At 49.3% G+C, this 21,189-nt stretch carries 22 protein-coding genes; 11 read left to right on the forward strand and 11 right to left on the reverse strand.

The annotated features are described in order from the left end of the window. Window positions 1–8: 8 nt before the first annotated feature. Window positions 9–623 (reverse strand): 5-(carboxyamino)imidazole ribonucleotide mutase, encoded by a 615-nt coding sequence (locus AC27N8_RS23015; protein WP_487069738.1) that lies wholly within the window; start codon window positions 621–623, stop codon window positions 9–11. A 9-nt stretch (window positions 624–632) separates the two neighbouring features. Further along, on the reverse strand, window positions 633–1,796 hold the full coding sequence (locus AC27N8_RS23020; protein ID WP_487069740.1) for a 5-(carboxyamino)imidazole ribonucleotide synthase: 1,164 nt from the start codon (window positions 1,794–1,796) through the stop codon (window positions 633–635). 317 nt (window positions 1,797–2,113) lie between these two features. Between AC27N8_RS23020 and AC27N8_RS23025 the strand changes: the two genes are divergently transcribed. Both AC27N8_RS23025 and AC27N8_RS23030 read left to right on the forward strand, forming a co-directional pair. Further along, window positions 2,114–2,689, forward strand: coding sequence for a GtrA family protein (locus AC27N8_RS23025; RefSeq protein WP_487069742.1), 576 nt, complete (start codon window positions 2,114–2,116; stop codon window positions 2,687–2,689). 129 nt (window positions 2,690–2,818) lie between these two features. Continuing rightward, window positions 2,819–3,058, forward strand: a complete 240-nt coding sequence (locus tag AC27N8_RS23030) for a hypothetical protein (protein ID WP_487069744.1) — start codon at window positions 2,819–2,821, stop codon at window positions 3,056–3,058. Window positions 3,059–3,083: 25 nt separating this feature from the next. Here the strand turns inward: AC27N8_RS23030 and ychF are convergent, their stop codons facing one another. Beyond that, entirely contained in the window at window positions 3,084–4,259 is a 1,176-nt protein-coding gene (gene ychF / locus AC27N8_RS23035; RefSeq protein WP_487069746.1) for a redox-regulated ATPase YchF, read from the reverse strand. Window positions 4,260–4,442: 183 nt separating this feature from the next. On the opposite strand from ychF, the gene AC27N8_RS23040 reads away from it, so the two are divergent. The 7 genes from AC27N8_RS23040 (at window position 4,443) to AC27N8_RS23070 (ending at window position 11,155) form a co-directional block, all read left to right on the forward strand. Beyond that, window positions 4,443–4,670 carry an FmdB family zinc ribbon protein gene (locus AC27N8_RS23040; protein WP_487069748.1) on the forward strand — a complete coding sequence of 76 codons (228 nt, stop codon included), beginning with the start codon at window positions 4,443–4,445 and terminating at the stop codon, window positions 4,668–4,670. Between the two features lie 71 nt (window positions 4,671–4,741). Continuing rightward, a complete protein-coding gene (locus AC27N8_RS23045) occupies window positions 4,742–5,251 on the forward strand; it encodes a hypothetical protein (protein WP_487069750.1) in 510 nt (169 codons plus the stop codon). 1,083 nt (window positions 5,252–6,334) lie between these two features. After that, on the forward strand, window positions 6,335–7,750 hold the full coding sequence (locus tag AC27N8_RS23050) for a reverse transcriptase domain-containing protein (RefSeq protein WP_487069752.1): 1,416 nt from the start codon (window positions 6,335–6,337) through the stop codon (window positions 7,748–7,750). Between the two features lie 110 nt (window positions 7,751–7,860). Then, window positions 7,861–8,664 carry a ParA family protein gene (locus AC27N8_RS23055; protein ID WP_487069754.1) on the forward strand — a complete coding sequence of 268 codons (804 nt, stop codon included), beginning with the start codon at window positions 7,861–7,863 and terminating at the stop codon, window positions 8,662–8,664. After that, window positions 8,657–9,676 (forward strand): ParB/RepB/Spo0J family partition protein, encoded by a 1,020-nt coding sequence (locus tag AC27N8_RS23060; RefSeq protein WP_487069756.1) that lies wholly within the window; start codon window positions 8,657–8,659, stop codon window positions 9,674–9,676. Before AC27N8_RS23055 ends, AC27N8_RS23060 begins: the two co-directional genes overlap by 8 nt. Before the next feature lie 26 nt (window positions 9,677–9,702). Beyond that, window positions 9,703–10,182, forward strand: a complete 480-nt coding sequence (locus tag AC27N8_RS23065; RefSeq protein ID WP_487069758.1) for a DinB family protein — start codon at window positions 9,703–9,705, stop codon at window positions 10,180–10,182. Window positions 10,183–10,336: 154 nt separating this feature from the next. Next, window positions 10,337–11,155 carry a response regulator gene (locus tag AC27N8_RS23070; RefSeq protein ID WP_487069760.1) on the forward strand — a complete coding sequence of 273 codons (819 nt, stop codon included), beginning with the start codon at window positions 10,337–10,339 and terminating at the stop codon, window positions 11,153–11,155. A 5-nt stretch (window positions 11,156–11,160) separates the two neighbouring features. On the opposite strand, the gene AC27N8_RS23075 is transcribed toward AC27N8_RS23070, so the two are convergent. Beyond that, the gene (locus AC27N8_RS23075; RefSeq protein ID WP_487069762.1) at window positions 11,161–12,552 is read right to left on the reverse strand and encodes a helix-turn-helix transcriptional regulator; all 1,392 of its coding nucleotides are present in this window, start codon (window positions 12,550–12,552) and stop codon (window positions 11,161–11,163) included. A gap of 350 nt (window positions 12,553–12,902) precedes the next feature. On the opposite strand from AC27N8_RS23075, the gene AC27N8_RS23080 reads away from it, so the two are divergent. Then, the gene (locus AC27N8_RS23080) at window positions 12,903–13,802 is read left to right on the forward strand and encodes a hypothetical protein (protein WP_487069764.1); all 900 of its coding nucleotides are present in this window, start codon (window positions 12,903–12,905) and stop codon (window positions 13,800–13,802) included. A gap of 125 nt (window positions 13,803–13,927) precedes the next feature. Here AC27N8_RS23080 and AC27N8_RS23085 read toward each other — a convergent pair whose 3' ends face one another. The 7 genes from AC27N8_RS23085 to AC27N8_RS23115 form a co-directional block, all read right to left on the reverse strand. Further along, window positions 13,928–14,311 (reverse strand): hypothetical protein, encoded by a 384-nt coding sequence (locus AC27N8_RS23085; protein WP_487069766.1) that lies wholly within the window; start codon window positions 14,309–14,311, stop codon window positions 13,928–13,930. 183 nt (window positions 14,312–14,494) lie between these two features. After that, window positions 14,495–15,454, reverse strand: coding sequence for a hypothetical protein (locus tag AC27N8_RS23090; protein WP_487069768.1), 960 nt, complete (start codon window positions 15,452–15,454; stop codon window positions 14,495–14,497). 40 nt (window positions 15,455–15,494) lie between these two features. After that, window positions 15,495–15,803: a 4Fe-4S dicluster domain-containing protein gene (locus tag AC27N8_RS23095; RefSeq protein ID WP_487069770.1), complete on the reverse strand. Its 309-nt coding sequence runs from the start codon at window positions 15,801–15,803 to the stop codon at window positions 15,495–15,497. Continuing rightward, window positions 15,804–17,642 (reverse strand): NAD(P)/FAD-dependent oxidoreductase, encoded by a 1,839-nt coding sequence (locus tag AC27N8_RS23100; protein ID WP_487069772.1) that lies wholly within the window; start codon window positions 17,640–17,642, stop codon window positions 15,804–15,806. It lies immediately after the preceding gene. Between the two features lie 108 nt (window positions 17,643–17,750). Then, a complete protein-coding gene (locus AC27N8_RS23105; RefSeq protein WP_487069774.1) occupies window positions 17,751–18,080 on the reverse strand; it encodes a hypothetical protein in 330 nt (109 codons plus the stop codon). Window positions 18,081–18,402: 322 nt separating this feature from the next. Continuing rightward, window positions 18,403–19,065 carry a response regulator gene (locus AC27N8_RS23110; RefSeq protein ID WP_487069776.1) on the reverse strand — a complete coding sequence of 221 codons (663 nt, stop codon included), beginning with the start codon at window positions 19,063–19,065 and terminating at the stop codon, window positions 18,403–18,405. A gap of 63 nt (window positions 19,066–19,128) precedes the next feature. After that, window positions 19,129–20,328, reverse strand: a complete 1,200-nt coding sequence (locus AC27N8_RS23115) for a GAF domain-containing sensor histidine kinase (protein WP_487069778.1) — start codon at window positions 20,326–20,328, stop codon at window positions 19,129–19,131. A 381-nt stretch (window positions 20,329–20,709) separates the two neighbouring features. Here AC27N8_RS23115 and AC27N8_RS23120 point away from each other — a divergent pair, with 381 nt between their 5' ends. Beyond that, complete coding sequence (locus AC27N8_RS23120) at window positions 20,710–21,183, forward strand: hypothetical protein (protein ID WP_487069780.1); 474 nt, start codon at window positions 20,710–20,712, stop codon at window positions 21,181–21,183. Window positions 21,184–21,189 lie beyond the last annotated feature (6 nt).

Consider the following 21,189-nt stretch of genomic DNA (forward strand, 5'->3'; position numbering starts at 1 on the left):
AGTTCCCTTTAAGTATTCTTTTTGGTATAGCCACCGAGTGTATTTTCTAAGTTCTGATTTTGTTTGGCGACCCGGTTTTTGCGCTTCTCGGCATATGTGCGTAGACGCTCTTTAATCTCAGGCTGCCCAATGGCTAGCTCTTTGGCTGCATGGATGGCTGCGTTGACGGCTCCGGCATCGCCAATCGCCATCACAGCCACGGGAGCCCCCTCAGGCATCTGTACCATCGAGAGCAGTGCATCAACCCCTTTGAGCGGTCCGAGGTCCCGTGGTACGCCTATGACAGGCAGGTCGGCACGCAGATCGGCGATGTTGCCGGGCAGATGTGCGGCTCCTCCGGCGCAGGCAATAATCACTTGTATCGAGGCTGGCAGATTGTCGATGTGCTGCACGACTGTGCGTAGATCGCGATGCACCGAGTTGATCTGTACGAGACAGGGGATGTTGAACTCATAGCGTAGCGTATCTACCGCTTTCATCATCAAAGGCAGATCGGAATCGCTTCCCATTGTGACTAAGACCAGCGGCTCTCCGCTGGCGTCCGAGCCGATGCCTTCCGACGAGACCAGAATTCCATGTTCCTGATTGGCTCCCTGTTGGATGGGTTGTTGTTTGTCTGACATGGTGCTGCTTTATATCGAGAGCGAGGCCCTCGCCTCCTTTGCTTGTTTATAGACGCTGTCCAGATCATCTCCGACCACCGTGATATGTCCCATTTTGCGATCGATCTTTGTCTCGCGTTTCCCATATAGATGTGGAAAGACATATGTATGATCATAGTCGTGAGACCAGTGAATCTCTGTGGGGCCGTTGCGCTCGCCAAGAATATTTTCCATGACCGCCACGGGATAAAGCATTCTGGTTGAGGTCAGGGTGAGATTGGTTACGGCGCGTAACTGCTGCTCAAATTGCGATGTCTGACAGGCTTCAATCGTGTAATGTCCGGAATTGTGTGGACGTGGAGCGATTTCGTTCAACCAGATTTTTCCCTGCTTATCCAGAAACATCTCGACGCCGAAAATGCCGATCCCTTTGAGCGTATCGATCGTATGCAGGGCGATCTCCTGTACTTCCTGTTGCAGGGCTTCAGAGATCGGAGCCGGTGCCAGCACGGTCAAACAGATGTCGCGTGCATGGATCATCTCGACGACCGGAAAGGTTGATGTCTCGCCGCGCTCATTGCGAGCGATCATAATACCCAGTTCTTTATCCAGATCCAGACATTTTTCGATGTACAGCTCGCGCTCACCGAGCCTATCGAGTGCCGCTTTGATGTCCTCTGGACCGTTAATGCGTGCGTTCCCACGTCCGTCGTAGGCATCTTTCTTGGCTTTTAGCACCAATGGATAGCCCCAGGCTTGCACTGCTTGCTCTATGTCTGCCGTTGAAGCAATCGACATATACGGGGCGACCGGGATGTTGTGTCTGCTCAGAAATTCCTTCTGCTCAAATTTATTTTGAATGACGGCGAGTAGCTCTGGCGCTGGATAGATTTTGACGCCCTCATTTTGTAAAACTTGTAAAGCCTCAGTATTAATATGCTCAATTTCGTAGGTTAAAACGTCTGAGCGATCGGCCAGCTGGCGCAAGGCCAGAGGATCTTTTAAGCTTCCTACTATCTGTTCCGCCACGCTGGCCGCCGGACATTGTGGAGTGGGATCAAGGACTGTTACGGCGGCAAATCCTGCTTTGATCGCCGCCTCACTAATCATCAAACCTAACTGGCCTCCACCGATAATCCCAATACGGGTCGTGGCAATAATCTCTGCTTCCTGAATCTCGCGTGCTCTGTTCACAGGTTAAATCTCCTTTGTATTGCTCATTCATTGTAAACGTGAGCTATGAAAAGTGTCAAACAGCAACCTGCTGAGTGTCAGGAAAAATCACCCTACAAAAAGCTTAGAAAAATTTGATTTAAATTTGAGAAATCTCTGTTATCTGTTGGCTATAGTGTAGAGGAAACCTCACCGAGGAAGTTCTAATCAAAGCAGCATAATCATCGATGTTAGATAGATGAATCGATGCCAAATAAAAACAAATGAATGAATTTGTAAGAGGATGATGTCTATGTATAAAACAGCTAATCCTCTTGTAAGGAGAAGTTGAGAAGTTTATGAGGAGCCAAAATATTATTAACGATCTAGATCTACAACTTGTGAAGACTGAGCCGCCTGTAGTGAACCTTCCTGCGAGTGAAGCTATTGTAATTGATCCAACTCTATCCCCTATGATTACCCCATCTTTAAGTGGCTCTATGCAAAAAATTTGGAAACAGTTTGTCTTTCAAGTGTTGCGCTTTTGTCTGGTTGGAGGATTGAATACAGTCTTAGATCTTCTGCTGTTTAACTGCTTGCTGTGGCTATTTCCGACCGACAATTCAGTCAATCTGGTCATGTACAACTCGCTGGCCTATGCCTTTGGTGGTATCAATAGTTTTATCCTGAACAAGTACTGGACATTTAGCCAGCGACAGAAGATCGCTCCCGGAGAAGTGGCACGTTTTATCATCACAACACTGGTTGGGATCTGTGTCAACGATCTACTCATCTGGCTGTGTAGCAATATGATTCACTTACAAAATATTAATCCTACATTGTGGGCCAATGCCTCAAAGATCATTGCCATCTTTGGTACCTTTCTTATTTCTTATACTGGCATGCGCTTATGGGTTTTCTCCAAGCGTTCATAACATATCGTCATCGGGATATTCGTCTGATAGTGATCTCTTGCGACCTCTTGCTATCTCTCATAGAATAGATAGAAGAGATGCTATCGCTATTATTTACAAGAAATAGAAATTGCTTCAGGAGTACATCCCATGGCGACAAAAGAAGAGAAATATGATGCTTTATTGAATGACCTGAATGAACTTGGTGTTTATCTGCATGGTCGTGGGGATAAGACTCGTGCCTTATCCCAACAATTTGCTGAAAATGCCAGGAAAGATGCGGGTAATCGTGACTTCGATCTGAACCAATCGCGCATGCTGGATTATCAGCACCACTTATGGCACGAGATTGGTGGATTGGTTGATAAGATCATCAAGCAATACACATAATCATCGTACTGGTATCGGACGTTGCCTACTTGCCGACATTGAAGCGGAAGTGGGCAATATCGCCATCCTTCACCACATACTCTTTGCCCTCCAGGCGCAGGACACCTTTTTTGGTGGCGGCAGCAAATGATCCGCTTTCTATGAAGTCGTTGAAGTGGACGACTTCAGCGCGAATAAAGCCACGCTCGATGTCAGAGTGGATCTTGCCGGCCGCTTCTGGTGCTTTGGCACCTTGCGTCACAGTCCAGGCGCGCACCTCATCTTCGCCAGCGGTCAGGAAGGTAATCAGATTGAGCAGGCGATAGCCAACCTGGATCACCCGATCGGCTCCCAGCTTAGGCAGTCCCAGCGACTCTAAATACTCCTGGGCATCTTCTTCGGGGAGCTCTGAGAGCTCCGCCTCAAGACTGGCCGAGACGGCTGCTACTTCAGAACCTTCGCTTTTGGCTCGCTGGGCCACTCTGAGAATGCCTTCCAGTTCAGTGCTCAGCTTCGTCTCATCGATCTTCTCATTCGCGTTCACCTTATCCAGCAGATCGTTGGCATCGCCCAGCGTGCTCTCGCTCACGTTCAGCACATACATGCGTGGCTTCATGGTTAACAGGAAGAGCTCTTTGAGCAGGGCCTGTTCTGGTTGCCCCAGTTCAAGATCCTTTACCAGCTTGAACTCCTCAAGCGTCGTCTGGAAGCGGCGCAGGATATCGGTCTCTTGCTGATACTTTTTATCACCAGATTTTCCCGCCCTGATACTCCGCTCCAGACGCTTCTCGACCGAGGCCAGATCGGTAATAATCAGCTCGGCATTCAAGCTTTCCAGGTCACTGAAGGGATCAATCTTATTGTTGATATGTGGTACATTATCGTTGGCGAAGCTACGTAGGACGATCGCTAACGCATCCGCATTGCGGATATGTCCCAGAAACTCAGCGTTCAAGCCCTCTTTTTTCTCTTTAGCTGCCTGCGATGCCTGTCCCATACCAGCCACATCCACGAATTCGACGGTGGTGGGCGTTACTTTTTTTGGCTGGAAGATATCTGCGAGCGGTTGCAGTCGGGCGTCTGGTACCTGGACGACGCCGATGTTTGCCTGGACTGTGCTGGCTGCGTATCCACTGATGGGTGCACCAGCCTTGGTTAAAGCGTTAAACAAGCTGGTCTTACCGCTTTGTGGCAAACCGATAATTCCTATTGTCAGGGCCATCTTTTTTTCATCCTTTATCGTAATAATTCCTTGCGTTCAGATCAGAAATGTGCGGTCGCATATTTCTAGTCAAGAAATTGTGTTTCTGAACGTCTATGGTTTGACTTGACGCAGTCAAAGTCACACACTACAATATCTGTTGATATAACGTGTTCCCCATAGTCAGGTTGGAGGTACTTTTTTATGCCATTGTACGAGTATTATTGCTCCGATTGCAATTCCAAGTTTGAGCTGCTTGTCAGTCACAAGCATTCCAATGATGTCGTGTGTATGAAATGTCATAGCGAGAAAGTGCGTCGCTTGCTGTCCGTGTTTGCGTCTCCCCGTGGCGGCGCTGATGCTTCTTTCGAGGGCTCGTCAGATGATGCCGGGAGCTGCGGTTGTGGCGGTGGCGGCTGTGGTTGCCATTAATCTACTCTCTGTGTCATACCAATATGTTTTCTGCTATTCAATTTTCATAAGGCGAAATCAGGTTTGTCTTTATGCTATTTAATAAAGTGAGTTATCGTCGAGGTATCATCGAAGGCATGATCATTTATGCCTTTGGTCGGCTTGGGGCTTTGATTACTCCTACTTTCTTTCCCGATTGGACTTTTGTGGCCATACCTCTGCTGTTCCTGACCTGTATGTATATTTTACCACCTGTGTGGGCGGCTCGTCGTATGACTTCGACGAAACGGGAGCGTCTCAGTAAGCGTTTCTGGCTGTTAGCGCTGCGCCTGGCGGCGCTCTGCCTGGCTCTGGATATACTGATTAGCCTGATCGGCGGCCTGCCTGTGAGCATGTTTGACGTGCAACATGGACCGGCGATTGCGCGCCTGCTGGCGAGTGGATCTAATCATTTAAGCCTGCTCAGCTTTGTGCTCGACGAACTACGGACAGCAGCCTTCTTATTCGTATTCTACACCATCGCCGTCGTCTGCACGCGCCTGGCGAACGGTGGCTTCCTACGCTTTACCATGCCCGCTGGCGGCAACCGCATCACATTGTAGCGGATTACGGTGTTGTAAAAAACGGCTTGCTACGTGAGGAGACGCCAGCCAACGTAGCGCCGTGGTCTTGTGCCCGGCGGACTCTTGAAGTACGTAACTTTCGATTTTGTCATGCAATATCGAAAGAAGAGAGATATCGCACGAAGAATATCTTCACAACTATCATACTTGATCAAAAAGATAGGCAATTGTGTGTAAGGAATCCCATAATGGGATTTTACGTGCGTGAACTGGCCGCCGGGCACAAGACCACGGCGCTACGTCGGTGAGCGTCTCATCCCATTGGGATACACATCTCCAATGTCACGTCGGTTGGCTTGATCTCTTTAGGGGACACGATTTTCCGGACGTTACTTTTACAGGGTTGTGTCTGGGTGGCAAGTTTGCGGGGTGGGAAAAGTTGCTTCTCTCGGTTACATTTGCTACAATGTCGTTGAAAGCGGAGCTTTATGGTCTTCGTCATGGAAGAGGAAAGGTACGGTAGCAACCTTTGTCAAAAGTGTATGCAATAACGAACCAGAAGGGTGGCGTCGGTGTGCGTCCGTAAGGTGCATTTTGTATCGTTCCTGAGGGAACTGTGGGTAGAGAGAACCCGCATGGTCAACTAGCTTACCGGAGATGGAAACGTCGCAAGGGAACATAGCATGCTAGTAAAGCGGCATATTTGGAGGTCAGCTTACAGATAGTGCTGCAAGGCCACGAGATGGCATGGCTAAAGCTAAACTGCCTTAAACCTAGTTTCTTGGCCCTAACCCACCGGGGTGTACGCAGGCTGAATAATCAAGTACACCGGGGAAGTTTACAGAAGTATTTTCCTACGACTCCTGTACTCTCTAGCATCCCCGCGGCGCACCAGACAGTGCGTGAAAGAAACGAACGGGAGCCTAAACCATCTGCCCTGTACAAAATGAAAGCTAAACGGAGATAACCTAAATCAGGATGCCCATATATAAGGGCTATGAGTCCAGACTCTGAATACCTGACACGGTTACGGAGTCCCCATAGTAGTCTGAGGTAGGTAACGCCTGCTACTTGGCGAAGGGGGACAGATCATTCAATTGAGAGAATGCAGAGGTATGCGTAATGCAGAATGCTGAAGTGATTCTATCAATGCTCAGTCAAAAGTCGACCAAAAGTAGCGCATATGTTTTCGATAGACTGTACAGAAATCTATTTAACCTGGATATGTACATGCTGGCCTATAGCAACATCTACGTAAAAGAAGGAAATCAGGTCCAGGATACAGACGAAGGAACTATGGACGGCTTTAAGCTCAAAGTGCTGCAAGATACGATTGCAGCGCTACGACAAGAAACCTACAATCCTCAATCTGTCCGCCAAAGTTCCCTGCACAAGTCGCATGGAACCTTCAAGACCTCTGATACCCCTCCTTTGCGTGACGAGCTTGTACAAGAAGTGGTGCGGATGCTGTTACAGGCAATTTATGAGCCAATCTTTAAAGATACCTCCCATGGGTTTCGGCCCGGCCGGAGTTGTCATACTGCATTGGTTCAGGTGAAGACAACATGCAAGGGAACGAACTGGGTGATTGAGGGCGCTATCAAAGATTTTTTTGAGCATATTCAATCAGGAAAGCTCCGTGAATTGCTCGCCAGAAGGATCAGCGATGGTCGTTTTCTCAACCTGATCGACAAGTTTCTCGATGCGGGATACATGGAACGAGATCTGCCAGCAACATCGCTCACAGCAATTTCTCAAAGAGGCACTGTGAGTTCTCTGCTGGTAAATATCTATCTTCATGAACTGGACGCGTATATGGAGCAGATCTGCGCCCAATTTGATCAGGATACAATCAAGATCAAATACACGCGGTACGCAGATGATTTTATCGTCATGATCATTGGTAACAAGCATCTGGCGGAACAGATCCGACAAAATATCAAGGATTTTCTTGCGCGAGAGCTCCAGCTTGAGCTCGATATGGAGAAAACTGTGATTACGCATCTGTTAAGTCAGCGGATCAGATTTCTGGGTTATGAGATTACCAGAGCCAGAGCGCATAAACAGCCACTGGCACCTACCCTGGAGATTAAAGATCGTGTAGCTAATGAGACGATTCAGCTCCTCGTGCCGGCAGACGTGATACGCGAGAAACTCAAACCATTTGTCGAGAACGGAAAAGCGATCCATCATAAAGCCCGGATCAATTTACCCTTGCTTGATCTCATCCAGCAATACAACGCTGAGATCAGTAGCCTTTACCATTACTATTGCCTGGCCACAGATGTCAGTACCAAAATCGGGAAGTTCAAGTACTATCACTATACCAGTCTTGTGAAAACAGTTGCTCGCAAGGAAAAAAGTTCGGTTGCCAAAGTCATTCGCAAATATGGCGTGGATGTGAAACGGAAACAAGCTACTGGCACACGGAAAATAGTCGGGATTGCGTATCAAACTCAGACCGGTCCGATGATCCTGACCTATTTTAACGAACCCATTCGGAAGCAAGATCATCCTCAGGATGGGTTATCTGCCTGACATGTTCTGTTTCTATCCGTTCATTTAAGACTGAACAGACCGATCGAGTATGTGCACTTTTGGGAAGACAATGACGATTGAGGAGTGATTGGAGAGCCGGATACGCAGAAATGTGTAAGTCCGGTTCGGCGGGGGGTCCAGTGAAACCTGTTCTGGTGACAGAGCAAGGCGCATCGTTCCTACCCAACAAAACGACCACCGCTATCAATCTTGCTACGTATCTGGCCGCCACCGGGCGCAAGGTACTGCTTGTTGATATGGACCCACAGGCTAACACTTCAAGTGGGATCGGCGTCCTGAAACAGAAGCGGGCGCATACGGTTTACGATCTGCTTGTGCAAGAAAACGATGAAATCTCTATCTTTGATGTTATTGTGCCAACCACCAGACGTGAGTTGGTCGTAGCCCCTTGTACGGTCGATCTGGCGGCAGCCGAGGTCGAATTGGTAGGGGCGCTGGCTCGTGAATATCGCCTGCGTCAGGTGCTCGAGCCTATTCGTGAACGTTGTGATTACGTCATCATTGATTGTCCGCCGTCGCTGGGTCTCCTGACCATCAACGCGCTGGTGGCGGCCGATGGGATTATCATCCCTATTCAGTGCGAATATCTGGCGCTGGAGGGTTTGAGCCAGTTACTCAATACCGTCAATATTGTAAAATCAAAGCTTAATTCGGCTCTCTTTATCGTTGGTGTGGTAATGACGATGTTTGATTCACGTACGCGCCTGGCCGCTGATATTGTCCGTGAAGTCCGAAGCCACTTCCCGAAAGAGATTTTTCAGACCATTATCAACCGCAATGTACGTTTGAGTGAGGCTCCCAGTTTTGGACAATCGATCATTGATTATGATCCTACATCTCCGGGGGGTCTGGCCTATCGTGCTCTGGCTGAGGAGGTGATTGCTCGTGGCTAAACCAAAATCTTTGGGTCGTGGATTGGATTCATTGATATCTGGGGCTTCAGGTATCATGGCGGCCCAACAATCCACAGCAACGGACCCGGCCGCGCTGCCGCTGGTCCTGATTGATAGTATCATTCCCAATCCGCGCCAGCCGCGCCGTATCTTCCGTGAGGATGATCCTTTGCTGTTGGAGCTACGCGATTCGATTCTTGAACATGGCTTGATCCAACCGATCGTGGTGACACGCCTGGATTCTCTGGAGAACGATGAGAAATCCGGGAGCGATTGGTTCGGTGATGGTTTTGCGGGCGCGCCCGTGGCTGGATCTGATGCTCAATCCCCGGTCGTGAAATATCAGATTATTGCGGGTGAGCGCCGCTGGCGTGCCTCCAAGCTTGCCAGGTTGGAGAAGGTTCCCGTCGTTATTAAAGATGTTACTCCCCAGGAGATGTTGGAATTAGCCTTGATCGAAAATATTCAGCGCTCTGATCTCAATGCGATCGAGGAAGCTCTGGCCTATCAGATGCTGATACAGGAGTATGGCCTGACACACGATGGCGTAGCGAAGCAGGTCGGTAAGAGCCGTACCACCATCACAAATACTGTACGCCTGCTCCAACTGCCGCCACAGATCCGCGATATGCTGGTCAATCGGGCGGAGAACTTTTCCGAAGGTCATGCGCGTGCGGTTGCTGGTATCGAGCGTGAAGAAGATCAAATTAAGGCCATGAAGCAGATAGTCGCTTTACGCCTGACAGTACGACAGGCGGAGGAACTGGCTGATCGCATCAAAGGGGCCGAGAATACGGAGAGCGTTGAGACTGCGCTTGAGCATGTGGCTCTGGTGCCCACTCATTCGCCTGAGCGAACTGATCTCGAAGCGCAGTTTCGCGAAGCACTGACCGTCAAAGTTGATCTCAAATATAATGCACGTGGCAAAGGCACACTTGTCCTGCACTTCAATAATCAGGATGAGCTGGATGGACTCTACAAACAATTGGTGAAGCCTCAAGAGGAGCCATAGAAGTATGGCTAGTGGGGAGAGGATGTATGTCGGGGAATGAGGCTCCTTTTGCTATCTTGCGGCGTAAAATGGTCGTGGCTCGCATTGACTTTATGAGTCAGCTAGCTACTTTTCGTCATGAAGATTTGGCGCGTCCACTCACTGAAGATGGTATCTCTCCCCTCCTGGTGACCCATCATCTGCTGGTTACGGACACCGTGGCGCTTCAACACATGCAGCGTATCCAATCGGAAGATAATCCCCAATTTGAGACTTTTATCCAGCAACTCCCCATCGATAAAACTGCGGCGGAGCAGCCTCTCTTGCTAGAGGAGATCCTGACGCAGATGGCTGCACAGCGCGCTGCGCTTTTCAGCTATCTGGCTCACATCCCTTCCAATGGCTGGGAGCGCCCCTTTAGCTCCCCCCTCTGGGGATCACGCAAGTTTTATCAGCTGGTTAACGTGTTACCTCTGCATGACCGCCAGCACTCGCGCCAACTCCTCACCATGCTTCATGATCTGTGACGTTGCACGTTGCTTTTGGCTGCCATAGGTACTGACTCCCTTATTTGTTCAATGGCTATACTGAAAATATGGATACGTATGAAGAAGGTTGATCTGACTTCATGCGATTCTTCATTGAGGCTTGCTGTTATGTATCCGTTGAAGGAGTCTTTCTATGCACTATTCTGATAGAGGTAAGCATCAAATCCACACCAACGTTGTGGCGGAGTCTATGGTTCTGCCTGTTCAAGCGTCGCTGCCCAACGATCCTCTGCATGCGACGACTGGCGCTGCTGATGGCAGAAGTGATATGGCTGTGCTGTCTACTACTGAGATTCGTGTCCTGATCGTTGACGATCATGCTTTGATTCGTGAGGGGTTGAGTCAGCTCTTTTCTCTGGAGGAGGATATCCTGGTGGTGGGGGATGCAACCGATGGTTTTAGTGCTCTGGAACAGATACGTCAACTGCATCCAGATGTGGTGCTGATGGATATCAATCTGCCTGTTGTGGATGGCATTGCGATTACACGCCAGGTGGCGCAGCAGTTTCCGGCAGTTGCTGTGATTATGTTGACCATGCATCGTCAGAACCAGCAGATCGTTGAAGCTATGCGCAGCGGTGCGCGTGGATACCTGCTCAAAAACGTCTCAGCTCGTGATGTTGCTCAAGCTATCCGCACCGTCCATGCCGGAGGCATCGCCATCTCGCCATCCCTGACCGGGGTGCTGGTCAACGAGCTGCGCAGGCAGCCTGAGTCTTCTACTCAGGCGGGCCAGCATGCGGCTCAACTGTCGGAGAAAGAAGTGGAGATCATTCGCTATCTGGCGACCGGCATGAGTAATAAAGAGATTGCGGAGCGCTTAGCGTATTCTGAGAAGACCGTCAAGAATTATCTCTCGATCGTTTTCCAGAAATTGCACCTGCGCGATCGCACTCAGGTCGCTATTTTCGCTCTGCGTCAGGGATTATTGCCTGATGAAGAAGAGTCGTAACTTCTTTATATCCACCCCTGCTTTGTCGCTATGATCGCTGCTTGATCTCGATCTTTTACCTGAAGCTTTTGCATAATATGGCGAATGTGTGTTTTGACACTGTCGTTACTGATTGTTAATTGACGCGCAATCGTGCGATTCGACAGGCCAGCGCTGATAAGACGGAGTATTTCTCTCTCCTGATCGCTGAGTTCAACGGTCAGGTTATCCAGCGGGAAACTGGCTGTGATGCTTGTTCCCTGGCCGGGTTGACTCTGAAACTGCCAACTTCCCCCCGCTTCTTGTACACGCTCCCTCATGGTGCGTAAGCCCATGTGCGGAGCGCCTGTCTCTGAGAGTACAGCATCTTCGTTCGGTGATGGGTAGCTGCAGCGTATTGGTATTCCGCTGCCGTTATCGCTGATTGTAAGTTGTAAGTGACTCATATTGGTGCTTACGTGGATCTGTATTGCTGTCGCCTGAGCATGTTTATAAATATTGGTCAGAGCTTCCTGAAATAAACGAAAGATAGTGATCTCAAGTTGTTCTGGCACATTTTCCAGGGTTTCAATGTTCTGTTCTATACTCATAGACGGATTATTGGCCTGGTACTGCTGGAGCAGATTTGTCAGGGCCTCGCTCAGTGTGTGCTGATCCAGTGGTGTTGGACGGAGGGCATTGATGCTCGTTCGTAGCTCTTGCAGGCTCTCTGCTAAAATAGTAGCGGCGTGCTGCGTCTCCAGAATAGCTTTTTGAGCTTGATCTTGCTCTAGAAGTCGTTGTACATATTCTAGTTTATAGAGAATAAAGGCGATCTGTTGTGCAACGCTATCGTGCAGATCGCGGGCGATGCGGTTGCGCTCCTGCTCGATGATCTGGTTACGTTCGATGTTTTGTTGCCGATGATAATAAAGCAAGCCACCTGCAACATTTCCCATATATGAGAGCAGGAGTCCTCTGGCCTCCAATAACGCGCTATTTTCTGCGATTGTTAGAGCAACCAATCCAAGTAATGTTTTTTGACAATTGAGTGTGACGAGTAAGATGTTTTGTCGCTGGATATGTTTGACGTCCAGGGTAGCTCCCGGCCCCTGGATAGCCAATAGCGCTATCTCTTTCTCATGTATTGAATTAGCCAGGAGCCCGCAGGGTAGCTCTTTTCCCTGATGTGCGATTGGAATAAAGTGTTGTTGCACGTTGTGATAAAGTAGGAGACAGGCACCGGGAGCCTGTATGATCCTGCGCATATGGGTCAGGATGTGTTGATATAATTCTTGCGGGTCGATCTCTTTTCCCATCTGCGCTCCCAATTCGTAGAGCTCTGCCAGGCTGGATAGATTATACATGAACTCAGGCAGTGTACTATCTGGATGCGCTATCGATGAGAATGAGTTATCAGATCTATCTTTGGTCTCCATTATTTGTTTCTCCAGTGAACTGGAATAGCTATAAGCGTTTCTATTTTCATCATACTCTGTCAACAAAGAAACACATCTGTCACCTTACACGGTTTCTGTACGTACATAGATAAAGAGGTATGTAGAGTCGAGAGGCAGGTCCAGCCGCCGGGCGACGTATTCATATTGAGGCAGGATAGCTGAGCAATAATATGAGACAAATAGAAGATTTGAACGCTCTGGGCCGAAAATATTTGACACTGCCCATTGTATGATAGTATGATAGCTTTCGATATCAGTTTTCACAATAAACTGTAATATCTTCCTGTATTAGTGGCAAGAATGCTATGCAGCGAGAGAAAGGATTACTCATGGCGCGCGAAGGTGAACAGCCGGCGTTGAGACGACGATCAAGAGAGGTGACTGGTGGTAGTCGCGATCCTTATTCCTCAAATTACGGCCGACCTACGAACCGGGCCGACACATCGCCCCATACCGATGGGTATCGTTTTGATGAAGGAATGATTGATCCTCCTCGTTCAAGTTCGAGTTCTATTCGTCTCACTAACACACAAACTCAACCACCACGCTATCCCGGTTCGCAACAGACTTCTTCCCGCGTGCCATCACGACGCAATGTGGATATGACGAAAGATTTACCTCCCCAAATGCGTCAATCCGGGCATACGGGACGGCAGCCACGCCTCCCTACGATGCAGCCGCAACCCCCGGCCAACTATGCTCCCAGATCGGCCAGGACGACTACCAGGACGGTCCCTCGCTCGGCTCCCGTGATTAAAGAACAGAAGCCTCGCCATGGTGTGCATTGGCTCTTACCCGCTGGCGTTGGTATGGTTGCTATGCTAGCCTTATGGGTTTTGGGTACCTGGGCTTTAGCCTGGGGGAATCTGCAATATAATAATATTACTTATGGGACGCCACGTACGTATCAGACCGATGCGGTCGTTGGCCACGGTGGAGATAGTACCGTACATCCCAGTCATTTCATTGCGATCAATTATCAGCATCAAGCCGTGATCTATGAGATGATGGCCTCTGATCCCAGCAAATCTATCACGTATGTATTCGACATTGGTGCCAGCAATGATCCGGAGGATCTCGCTCCCGTAACTTTGAGCTTTAAAGATCTCAATGCCGACAAAAAATTGGATATGATTGTCGAGGTCCATGGTGTAGTGAAAACTGAATTTATTAATACAGGCACAAAGTTCCGCCCTGCGACTGCCAATGATAAACTAGCTCTGCCTTGAATCATTCTCATTCATCAAAAAGATCCCCCGACCAATCGCTCATCAGTTTTTCTGATCGAGATGGCGGGGGATTCCTTTTTGGCTCAATAAGCTGCTCTTAAAAAAATTGTAAATGTAATGCACGTTTATTTCTCAAAAATCCTCCCATAGTGTTCTGAAAGTATCTCTTTGGGGAAGAAACGTAGGAGACTTACTCCGACGAGCGCGAACGCAATCCAATCCAATCCCGCATCGACAGGTACTCCCAGGATGGTTCCTACAAATGGTAACACGGTACTCAAAATGATTTCAGGAATAGCATCTGGAAAGAGGAGCACAATGAAAAAGGCCGCAATTGATCCTACGAAGAGTCCTTTGCGGGCAAACGGTATACGTGCATCAGTAATGAGCGCTTTAACCAGCTTCGCCGTCTTAAAGCCATGAAAAAAGATCTCCAAACGTTTTGGATGCGCTAGTTTCTTGGTGAGCTGCTGATTCACGTACGATTGGTTCGCTGAATGTTGTACCATGGTTTCCCTCCTGATAATGGTTCTGTAGGTAATACGAGTAGGAGCGACCTCTGGTTGTGGATCTCCAAAAGTAGTGTCGCACGCTCGCGTGCGATGTCCCACTCGACGTACGATCAGTCGCCGCCGAGAGCCTGTGTTACGTACGAGCTACTGGGACATCGCACGCGAGCGTGCGACGCTACTTTAGTGATGGAGCAGCACTGGTATTAGCAGCTGACCGGCATAGACGAGATGCCAGATGGTCAGCCCGATGGTTGTAAGGACCAGGAGGACGTGAAAGATACGCCAGTAGCGGATCAGTGCTCGATAGAACCCTTCCCGCTGGAATGCTTTCTGGACAACCTGGAGCTCTGCCATTTGATCACTGTAACCAGGCATCAGTGCTTCTGGAGAAGATAAATTACTTCTGCGGTCAGGTACAAAGCGATACTGCTGGTTGTTTCGGCTGATTTCCTGTGGGGTCTCTTCTAAAGAAATATAAGCGATATCCCATGAACTGGGGAGTGATGAGCCGCCTCCCATGCTGAGTGGATTCGAGGCAACCAGGTTGTTTGGCTGTGGTCCTCTTTGTGCCGAGACTACATTTGTTTTAATACCGTGTAGATCCTGGGCATTATATTTGACAATCTCCTGGACGTTACGCGAGATCGTTTCGATCCGATCCTCGCCATATTCTGTGAGTGCCTTACGTGCTTGCCTGGTTATCTGACGAGGCGCGATCCGATCGATCATACGCCCGATGAAGCCGCTGATGATCAGTGCAATAAAGCCATAGAGAGCGTAGGTGCCTGTACGTGGATTCAGGTTGCCAAAAGAGTGCAGGCAGAGCGTGACAATGGCGATTACTCCAAAACAGATATGCCAGTTCAAGGCTCCATTGAGCTGGCCAATTTTACGCTGACGCGAGCGTCGGGTGCGCGTGTAACTAAACGTGGCCAGGAGCATAAAGAAGGTGCCTACAATGGCATATGTATAACCGGCTGGACTATCTGGTGAAATATCTGGGCTGAGACGCCCGTAAACGATAAAAATGATTATACTGATGACAACTATGAGTAACCCTATTAGCCATGTCTTTATCCAGGGACGACCGACCTCCCAAAACATCCAGGGATATCCCTTCTCATCACTCATCTTTCGCATGCATCTCTCCCGCCATTGTGTTTTTTGTTAATCTATCTGCTTACATCTCGTCATTCGCACTTAAAAGTCGGACTTTTAGCCAGAGCATCATTGCATCCCGATGCAGTCCAACGGGGCAGGGAGCGACGCAGGCTCCACATTGATAGCAGGCACGTGCGAAGCGGGCAATCGGTGGAGAGACAGGACCATCGACGGTTTCTCGATTGAGCATATCGATGGTGATCGGTTCCGCCACAGCAGGGCAAGCCAGGATACATTCGTTGCATCCAATGCAGGCCTGAATTTCTTGACCAACTTGCGGTCTGGTTTTATGCAAAATAATTGCATTTGGTTTGAGCATTCTCAGCATTTAGCGTCTTTCCTCTCCACTGATATCTAACACAATCGCTTGTGCTTCGACTGGCTGATTGGCAAACGTCCATAAATTAGAGGTCTGCTGTGGTTGTGGTCTGGGTTCAAAGCGTCTATCTTTTGGCGGCATGGGCGCTTGCATTTGATCCTCGTAAATATATGACGATGCTTGTAATGGTTCTGACATTCTTCTGCTCGGCTCGGGTTGAGCCGGTGTTGGCGCTGGCAAATTGCCTGTGAATGGGTTGATCTCGTCATCATAATAGACGGGTATCTCTGCCATTCCAATCGGTTGCTGATCCAAATATTTCTCTATCGGGACCTGCTGTGAAGCGGCTGGCTGCTGAGGCTGGTTCATCGGCAGCTGACCCGTGCTCGGTAGCCCGTTGCGTGCATAGTTATATGCTGCGGCCGCTGGTGCCTGCTGCGCAGCCGCTCCCGGATTGAGCATCGGCTTCATTTGTTGAGGTACTCCCGAATTGAGCATCGGTAGCTGGTTGGTGAGTAAGTTCTTGGTTGCTCGTGAGCGTTGACTTGAGACATAAGAACGGGCGTCAAATTGACCTTTGAGCAGCGCTTTTACTCCTCGAGTAATCGAGGTTCCTTCGTCGATGATACGTTTGATTGCCAGACTATCTGCCTGCTTGGGGCCAAGTGCCATATAACCTACGAGGCGATCGTCGATCATGGCGAGGCGTCGATAGCCACCCTGACTCGTATCTGTAAGTACGTTGATGTTTGGATCGGTGCTCAGTGGCTCACCAACCGTTAACATTGATAGTTCTCCCAGATGAGTTGCGTGCCAGAAGACTCCAAACGGTTGCTGCGCGAGCTCTTTGTTTCCGACCATGACCGATCCAGCAATCCGTCCCTGTGAGACTGCTGCGTACCATTGAGCGCGCGGCTCATAGTTTCCGGTGAGTGGATTTTTCAAGGCTGCTACATCGCCCGCTGCATAGATATCGCGTACGCTGGTGCGGAGTTTATCGTCAACGACGATGCCATTTTTATGCATCATTGGCACACTGCATTTTTTTGCCAGGGTTGTCGCAGGCTTTGTGCCTGTACAGGTCAGCACAAGCTGGCAGGGGATCATTTCCTGATGATTCGTAATCACTCCGGCGACTGATCCTACCCGTCCTACCACGCCTGCTACCTCTGTCTCCAGATGAACGATCGCTCCTGCATGGCGGATGTTGTTCAAGACGATCTCTGAAGCGATATCATCTAACATGCCACGCATAAATGTTTTGCCACGAATCAACCAGTGTACTTGAATACCCCAATAGAGTAGTCCCATCACGGTTTCAATGGCATGTACACCTCCCCCGATTACAATGGCCTCGCTCACCTCTCCCAGGCGTCGGCGCAGGTCAAGATAATCTTGTAAGCGATGGAGGGTCAGGACACCATCGAAGTTGCGCCCGGGTGTTTGTTCTGGCAGCCCTTGTGGCGAACTTCCGGTCGCAATCAGCAGTGAATCGTAGCCGAAGCCGCGATTGCCACTCAGTGTCACATATTTGCTCTGGGCGTGAATCTCTGCCACCCGTGAATGGACGATATGGAGGCGTTCTGAGCGCTCTGTTCCCGCTGGATAGGCCAGCAATTGTTCACGCGTGAGCTTGGCAACAGCGAACTGCTTGAGCGCGGGCGTGTTAATCGTGGGATGCATCTGGTCTGTTATTATGACGATACGTTTTTCTGGAGCGAGCCTTCGGGCCTCTACTGCGGCAGTAAGACCTGCAATGCCATTGCCGATAATAACTATATCCGCCCGATCAAGAACGGGGCTCCCTGGCGCTTGAAACGGTATCATTTTTTTATTCGGCTCGTTCATCACACTCACATCCTGACAACATATGAAAACGCTTGCTTGCTTACTTTACTCTTCCTTGGATTCATCAAGTAGCGTAAAAGAGTGCCAGCGATACTCCACGTTTTATTTTTAATCTACGTCTACAGCGATCAAAGTGCCGTTGGCGGCACGTATATAATACACATCAGTATGAGCACGCTCATTGATATGCCGTTGTATATGTGGCTCCGAGCTGATACATCGTTCAGTACATTGAAATGATGTAAGCTTCCCATCGGCTGTTTTTAAAACAAAAACCTGTCCGGGTCCCATACTGATGACAGTTCCCGCCAGATGCTCTGTATTTGGCCCACGCGTGATTGAGTAGCCTACAGCATCAGTAATACCAATGATCACGAGGGTGATAAGGCCAATTAATACCACAACCACCACAAGGGCCGAGAAGCGATTAAAGTACATGTGTAACTGTCCCTATCTGCCTTTCAGGAATAGAATATTTGATTGGTGAATACGAATAATCCATTAATGAAAGACAAAGAAGATTCTTTAGCTAAAAGCTCATTTCTTTGTGGTATTGTATATCATGCTGTTCCGGTCCTCGCGCTTTCTGGGGGAAATTAGCCTAAATTTCTTATGGTCAGGTTAATGTTTCTCAATGTGGATGTGGAGATGTGGTTGTGAAGGGCTGCAAAAGAGCTTCTACCATCTGGTACTTGTGCCTGAGTATAGCTTGATCGCGAGGTTCTCAGGCACAACTGTGAAGTCTTGCTACGTTTAGAGGTTACAGTTTGATGAGACCACGTTGTGCGGCCATGACGACCGCCTCGGTTCGGTTTGTGGCGCCGAGCTTGCCCATGATCGAGTTCACATGGAACTTGGCTGTACGCTCGCTAATGATCAATTGAGCCGCGATCTCTTTATTTGGCATGCCCCTGGCCAGTAGACGAAGCACTTCTAATTCCCGGTCGGTGAGTTCCTCAACCTGCGTGATTGTATCTGCAACCGAGGTATTGACAATTTTCTGTTGCCTTCCTACGTGCTGAAGGAGTTTTGAGGCTACCAGCGGCTGGAGCATCGATCCGCCGTCCATCGTGATGCGTATCGCCTTAAAGATCTCGTCGCGTGGAACTTCTTTGAGTAGATAGCCGTCAGCGCCGGCCTGCAAGGCATGAATGATGCGTTCATCGTCATCGAAGGCAGTAAAGATGATCACGCGTGGACGATGCGGTAGCAGATAGAGTTGACGTGTCGTCTCAACTCCATCCATAATCGGCATCTCCAGATCGAGCAACAAAATATCGGGCTGAAGCTGTGACGCCGTACGTAACGCTTCTTCACCATTGGCACATTCCGCGATCACTTCAAAATCTGCCTGCGTTTCTAATAAGGTATGGAGCCCTTCACGTACAATGGGATGGTCATCTGCCAGGACAATACGAATCATTGCTGACGCCTTTCTGTTGTGAAGATCAAGGGAGGATTGCTCGTGTTGCTTGTCTGATGCTATTTAATATGGAACCGATATTTCGATACATGTTCCGATGCCGGTTTCGCTGAGGATGCACATACTCCCTTCTAAAATACGTACCCGTTCGCGCATGCCCGTCAATCCAAAGTGACCTGCATTAGGACCGGCATGCTGCGCTACCGTATCTACCTCAAAGCCAATGCCATCATCCTGAATGATCAGACTGATCCAATGTTCCTCAGCCAGCAACTTTAGCTCGATACGTTGTGCATGAGCATGTTTGCAGGCATTTGTTAGCGCCTCCTGAGCGATACGATACAGGCTTGCCTCTATACGCGCAGGTAAGGCCGGAAAGAGCTGTCCAGGTGAGCACCTGTACTCAATAGCTGTCGAGAATGTTCCAGAGGCTACCAGCGCCGCCAGAGCCTCTGGGAGTGTATGCTCCTGTAAAGGAGCCGAACGCAGATCCATGACGGAGCGGCGGGCCTCTTCAAGATTATTGCGTGTCAGTTGGAGTGCTCGCCGTACCGCTTCATGAGCTCGCTCCGGTCTGGTCTCGACCAGAGCATCAGCTGCCTCCAGTTGAAGCGCTACGGCCGCCAGACCCTGCGCCATCGTATCATGGATCTCTCGTGCCAGGCGATTGCGCTCTTCCGTGGTCGCCAGACGTGCCGCCGCCTGCGTGTGCTCGGCTGAAAGGCGTGCTCGCTGTAAAGCCAGTCCAATCTGATCGCTGATAATATGCAGCAATTGGAGCTCATCGACCCTTAACTCGCGCCAATCTTCGCTGGCCACATTCATAACTCCCAGCAGTGTCGTGCCCGCATAGATGGGGACGCTGGAGTGAAAACGCAGCCCGAGCGCACTGGGATCGCTATCGCGCTCCGCATTTTTGAGGCGGCTGCAACGAAGGACATTGATATTTGATGCTGTCTCCATCGCACCCTCCACGAAGGTATCGAGGCAGACACACGTCCCGCACATACGCTCATGATGGTCGGCCAGATAGGGCGGCAGATGACGCGAAGCGGCCACAACCGGCTCGCCTAGCTCATCGAAGATCCAGACCCAGCCCGTGCGCATCCCGAGCAGATCGGTCACATGAGTTAGCACCTCCTGCAAGGCATCATGGACATCCACCTGCCGATTCAGATAACCCGCGATGGAATAGAGCACCGCTAGCTCACGATTGCCATGCAGAAGTGCCGATGGTTCAGATTTTTCTGGTAGTTGTTGCATGTTTTTATCAATAAAACTTATCTGGTGGTTGATTTTCTACGAGGCGTGTCTATCGATGTTTGACTTTGTCTACCGAGTATACCATATGTTGCGCTACGTCTTTCCATCGAAGGTGTAGGGGGTGCTTCACTTTTTGCAGCAAGGATAATCTTTCTCCGCCTTATCTTGGGAGGCAAGCCGAAAGAGGTCGAGCGAAGCGAGGACCTAGTAGCGTCACACGCTGGCGTGCGATGTTCTGTGACTCGTATGAGACGGCTGGATCTCGGAGCGGATGATTTGGGGGCTAGACTACTCAGCTTCTCTTGAAGAGACGAAAAAAAACTGGTAGAGTTCAGTGTATGAGTTTAACAATCTCAAGCAAGCATGAGGACAATAGAAAAATTGGAACAAGCAACACCACCGGCGAGTGTAACACAAATGCAAATACAGAATGATTCAAAAAAAGTAGGTCTACCTGCTGTTGTATCCCAATCTAGTGAACCACTATCAGCAATTGCCGGCTTCACTGAAGCAGATGTGCGAACATACATTCAGTCACATCCTTTTCCAGGCGTTCCTGTTGTGAATGGTGGATCTCAAACCGTTCAAAAAATTCAATTTATAACGATGCAGGAAGCCAAGGCTATTACAGGTGATCAATCTATATCATCAAACCCTGATGCTGCTGTATGCCTTGTTACAATTTATGGTCCATTTTCACTATCAAATAGTTTGTTACCACCTGGACTACAGAGAAAGGGTTGGACTATTCCATCCTCGGTAGATATTGTGTATGAAATACTGGATGCAAAAACTGGAAATCTTTTGTTGACAAGCATACCAGCTAAATCGATAGCTCCGGATACTAAAAAATAGAAGTTG

This window comes from Dictyobacter sp. Z7_2 (genome assembly GCF_057551105.1).

Bases quoted from the DNA above. Each gene is read 5' to 3' on its own strand.
- AC27N8_RS23015 (WP_487069738.1), bottom strand. From the start codon at position 623: ATGTCAGACAAACAACAACCCATCCAACAGGGAGCCAATCAGGAACAT.
- AC27N8_RS23025 (WP_487069742.1), top strand. From the start codon at position 2,114: ATGAGGAGCCAAAATATTATTAACGATCTAGATCTACAACTTGTGAAG.
- AC27N8_RS23030 (WP_487069744.1), top strand. From the start codon at position 2,819: ATGGCGACAAAAGAAGAGAAATATGATGCTTTATTGAATGACCTGAAT.
- ychF (WP_487069746.1), bottom strand. From the start codon at position 4,259: ATGGCCCTGACAATAGGAATTATCGGTTTGCCACAAAGCGGTAAGACC.
- AC27N8_RS23040 (WP_487069748.1), top strand. From the start codon at position 4,443: ATGCCATTGTACGAGTATTATTGCTCCGATTGCAATTCCAAGTTTGAG.
- AC27N8_RS23045 (WP_487069750.1), top strand. From the start codon at position 4,742: ATGCTATTTAATAAAGTGAGTTATCGTCGAGGTATCATCGAAGGCATG.
- AC27N8_RS23050 (WP_487069752.1), top strand. From the start codon at position 6,335: ATGCAGAATGCTGAAGTGATTCTATCAATGCTCAGTCAAAAGTCGACC.
- AC27N8_RS23055 (WP_487069754.1), top strand. From the start codon at position 7,861: ATGTGTAAGTCCGGTTCGGCGGGGGGTCCAGTGAAACCTGTTCTGGTG.
- AC27N8_RS23065 (WP_487069758.1), top strand. From the start codon at position 9,703: ATGTCGGGGAATGAGGCTCCTTTTGCTATCTTGCGGCGTAAAATGGTC.
- AC27N8_RS23070 (WP_487069760.1), top strand. From the start codon at position 10,337: ATGCACTATTCTGATAGAGGTAAGCATCAAATCCACACCAACGTTGTG.
- AC27N8_RS23075 (WP_487069762.1), bottom strand. From the start codon at position 12,552: ATGGAGACCAAAGATAGATCTGATAACTCATTCTCATCGATAGCGCAT.
- AC27N8_RS23080 (WP_487069764.1), top strand. From the start codon at position 12,903: ATGGCGCGCGAAGGTGAACAGCCGGCGTTGAGACGACGATCAAGAGAG.
- AC27N8_RS23085 (WP_487069766.1), bottom strand. From the start codon at position 14,311: ATGGTACAACATTCAGCGAACCAATCGTACGTGAATCAGCAGCTCACC.
- AC27N8_RS23090 (WP_487069768.1), bottom strand. From the start codon at position 15,454: ATGCGAAAGATGAGTGATGAGAAGGGATATCCCTGGATGTTTTGGGAG.
- AC27N8_RS23095 (WP_487069770.1), bottom strand. From the start codon at position 15,803: ATGCTGAGAATGCTCAAACCAAATGCAATTATTTTGCATAAAACCAGA.
- AC27N8_RS23100 (WP_487069772.1), bottom strand. From the start codon at position 17,642: ATGAACGAGCCGAATAAAAAAATGATACCGTTTCAAGCGCCAGGGAGC.
- AC27N8_RS23105 (WP_487069774.1), bottom strand. From the start codon at position 18,080: ATGTACTTTAATCGCTTCTCGGCCCTTGTGGTGGTTGTGGTATTAATT.
- AC27N8_RS23110 (WP_487069776.1), bottom strand. From the start codon at position 19,065: ATGATTCGTATTGTCCTGGCAGATGACCATCCCATTGTACGTGAAGGG.
- AC27N8_RS23115 (WP_487069778.1), bottom strand. From the start codon at position 20,328: ATGCAACAACTACCAGAAAAATCTGAACCATCGGCACTTCTGCATGGC.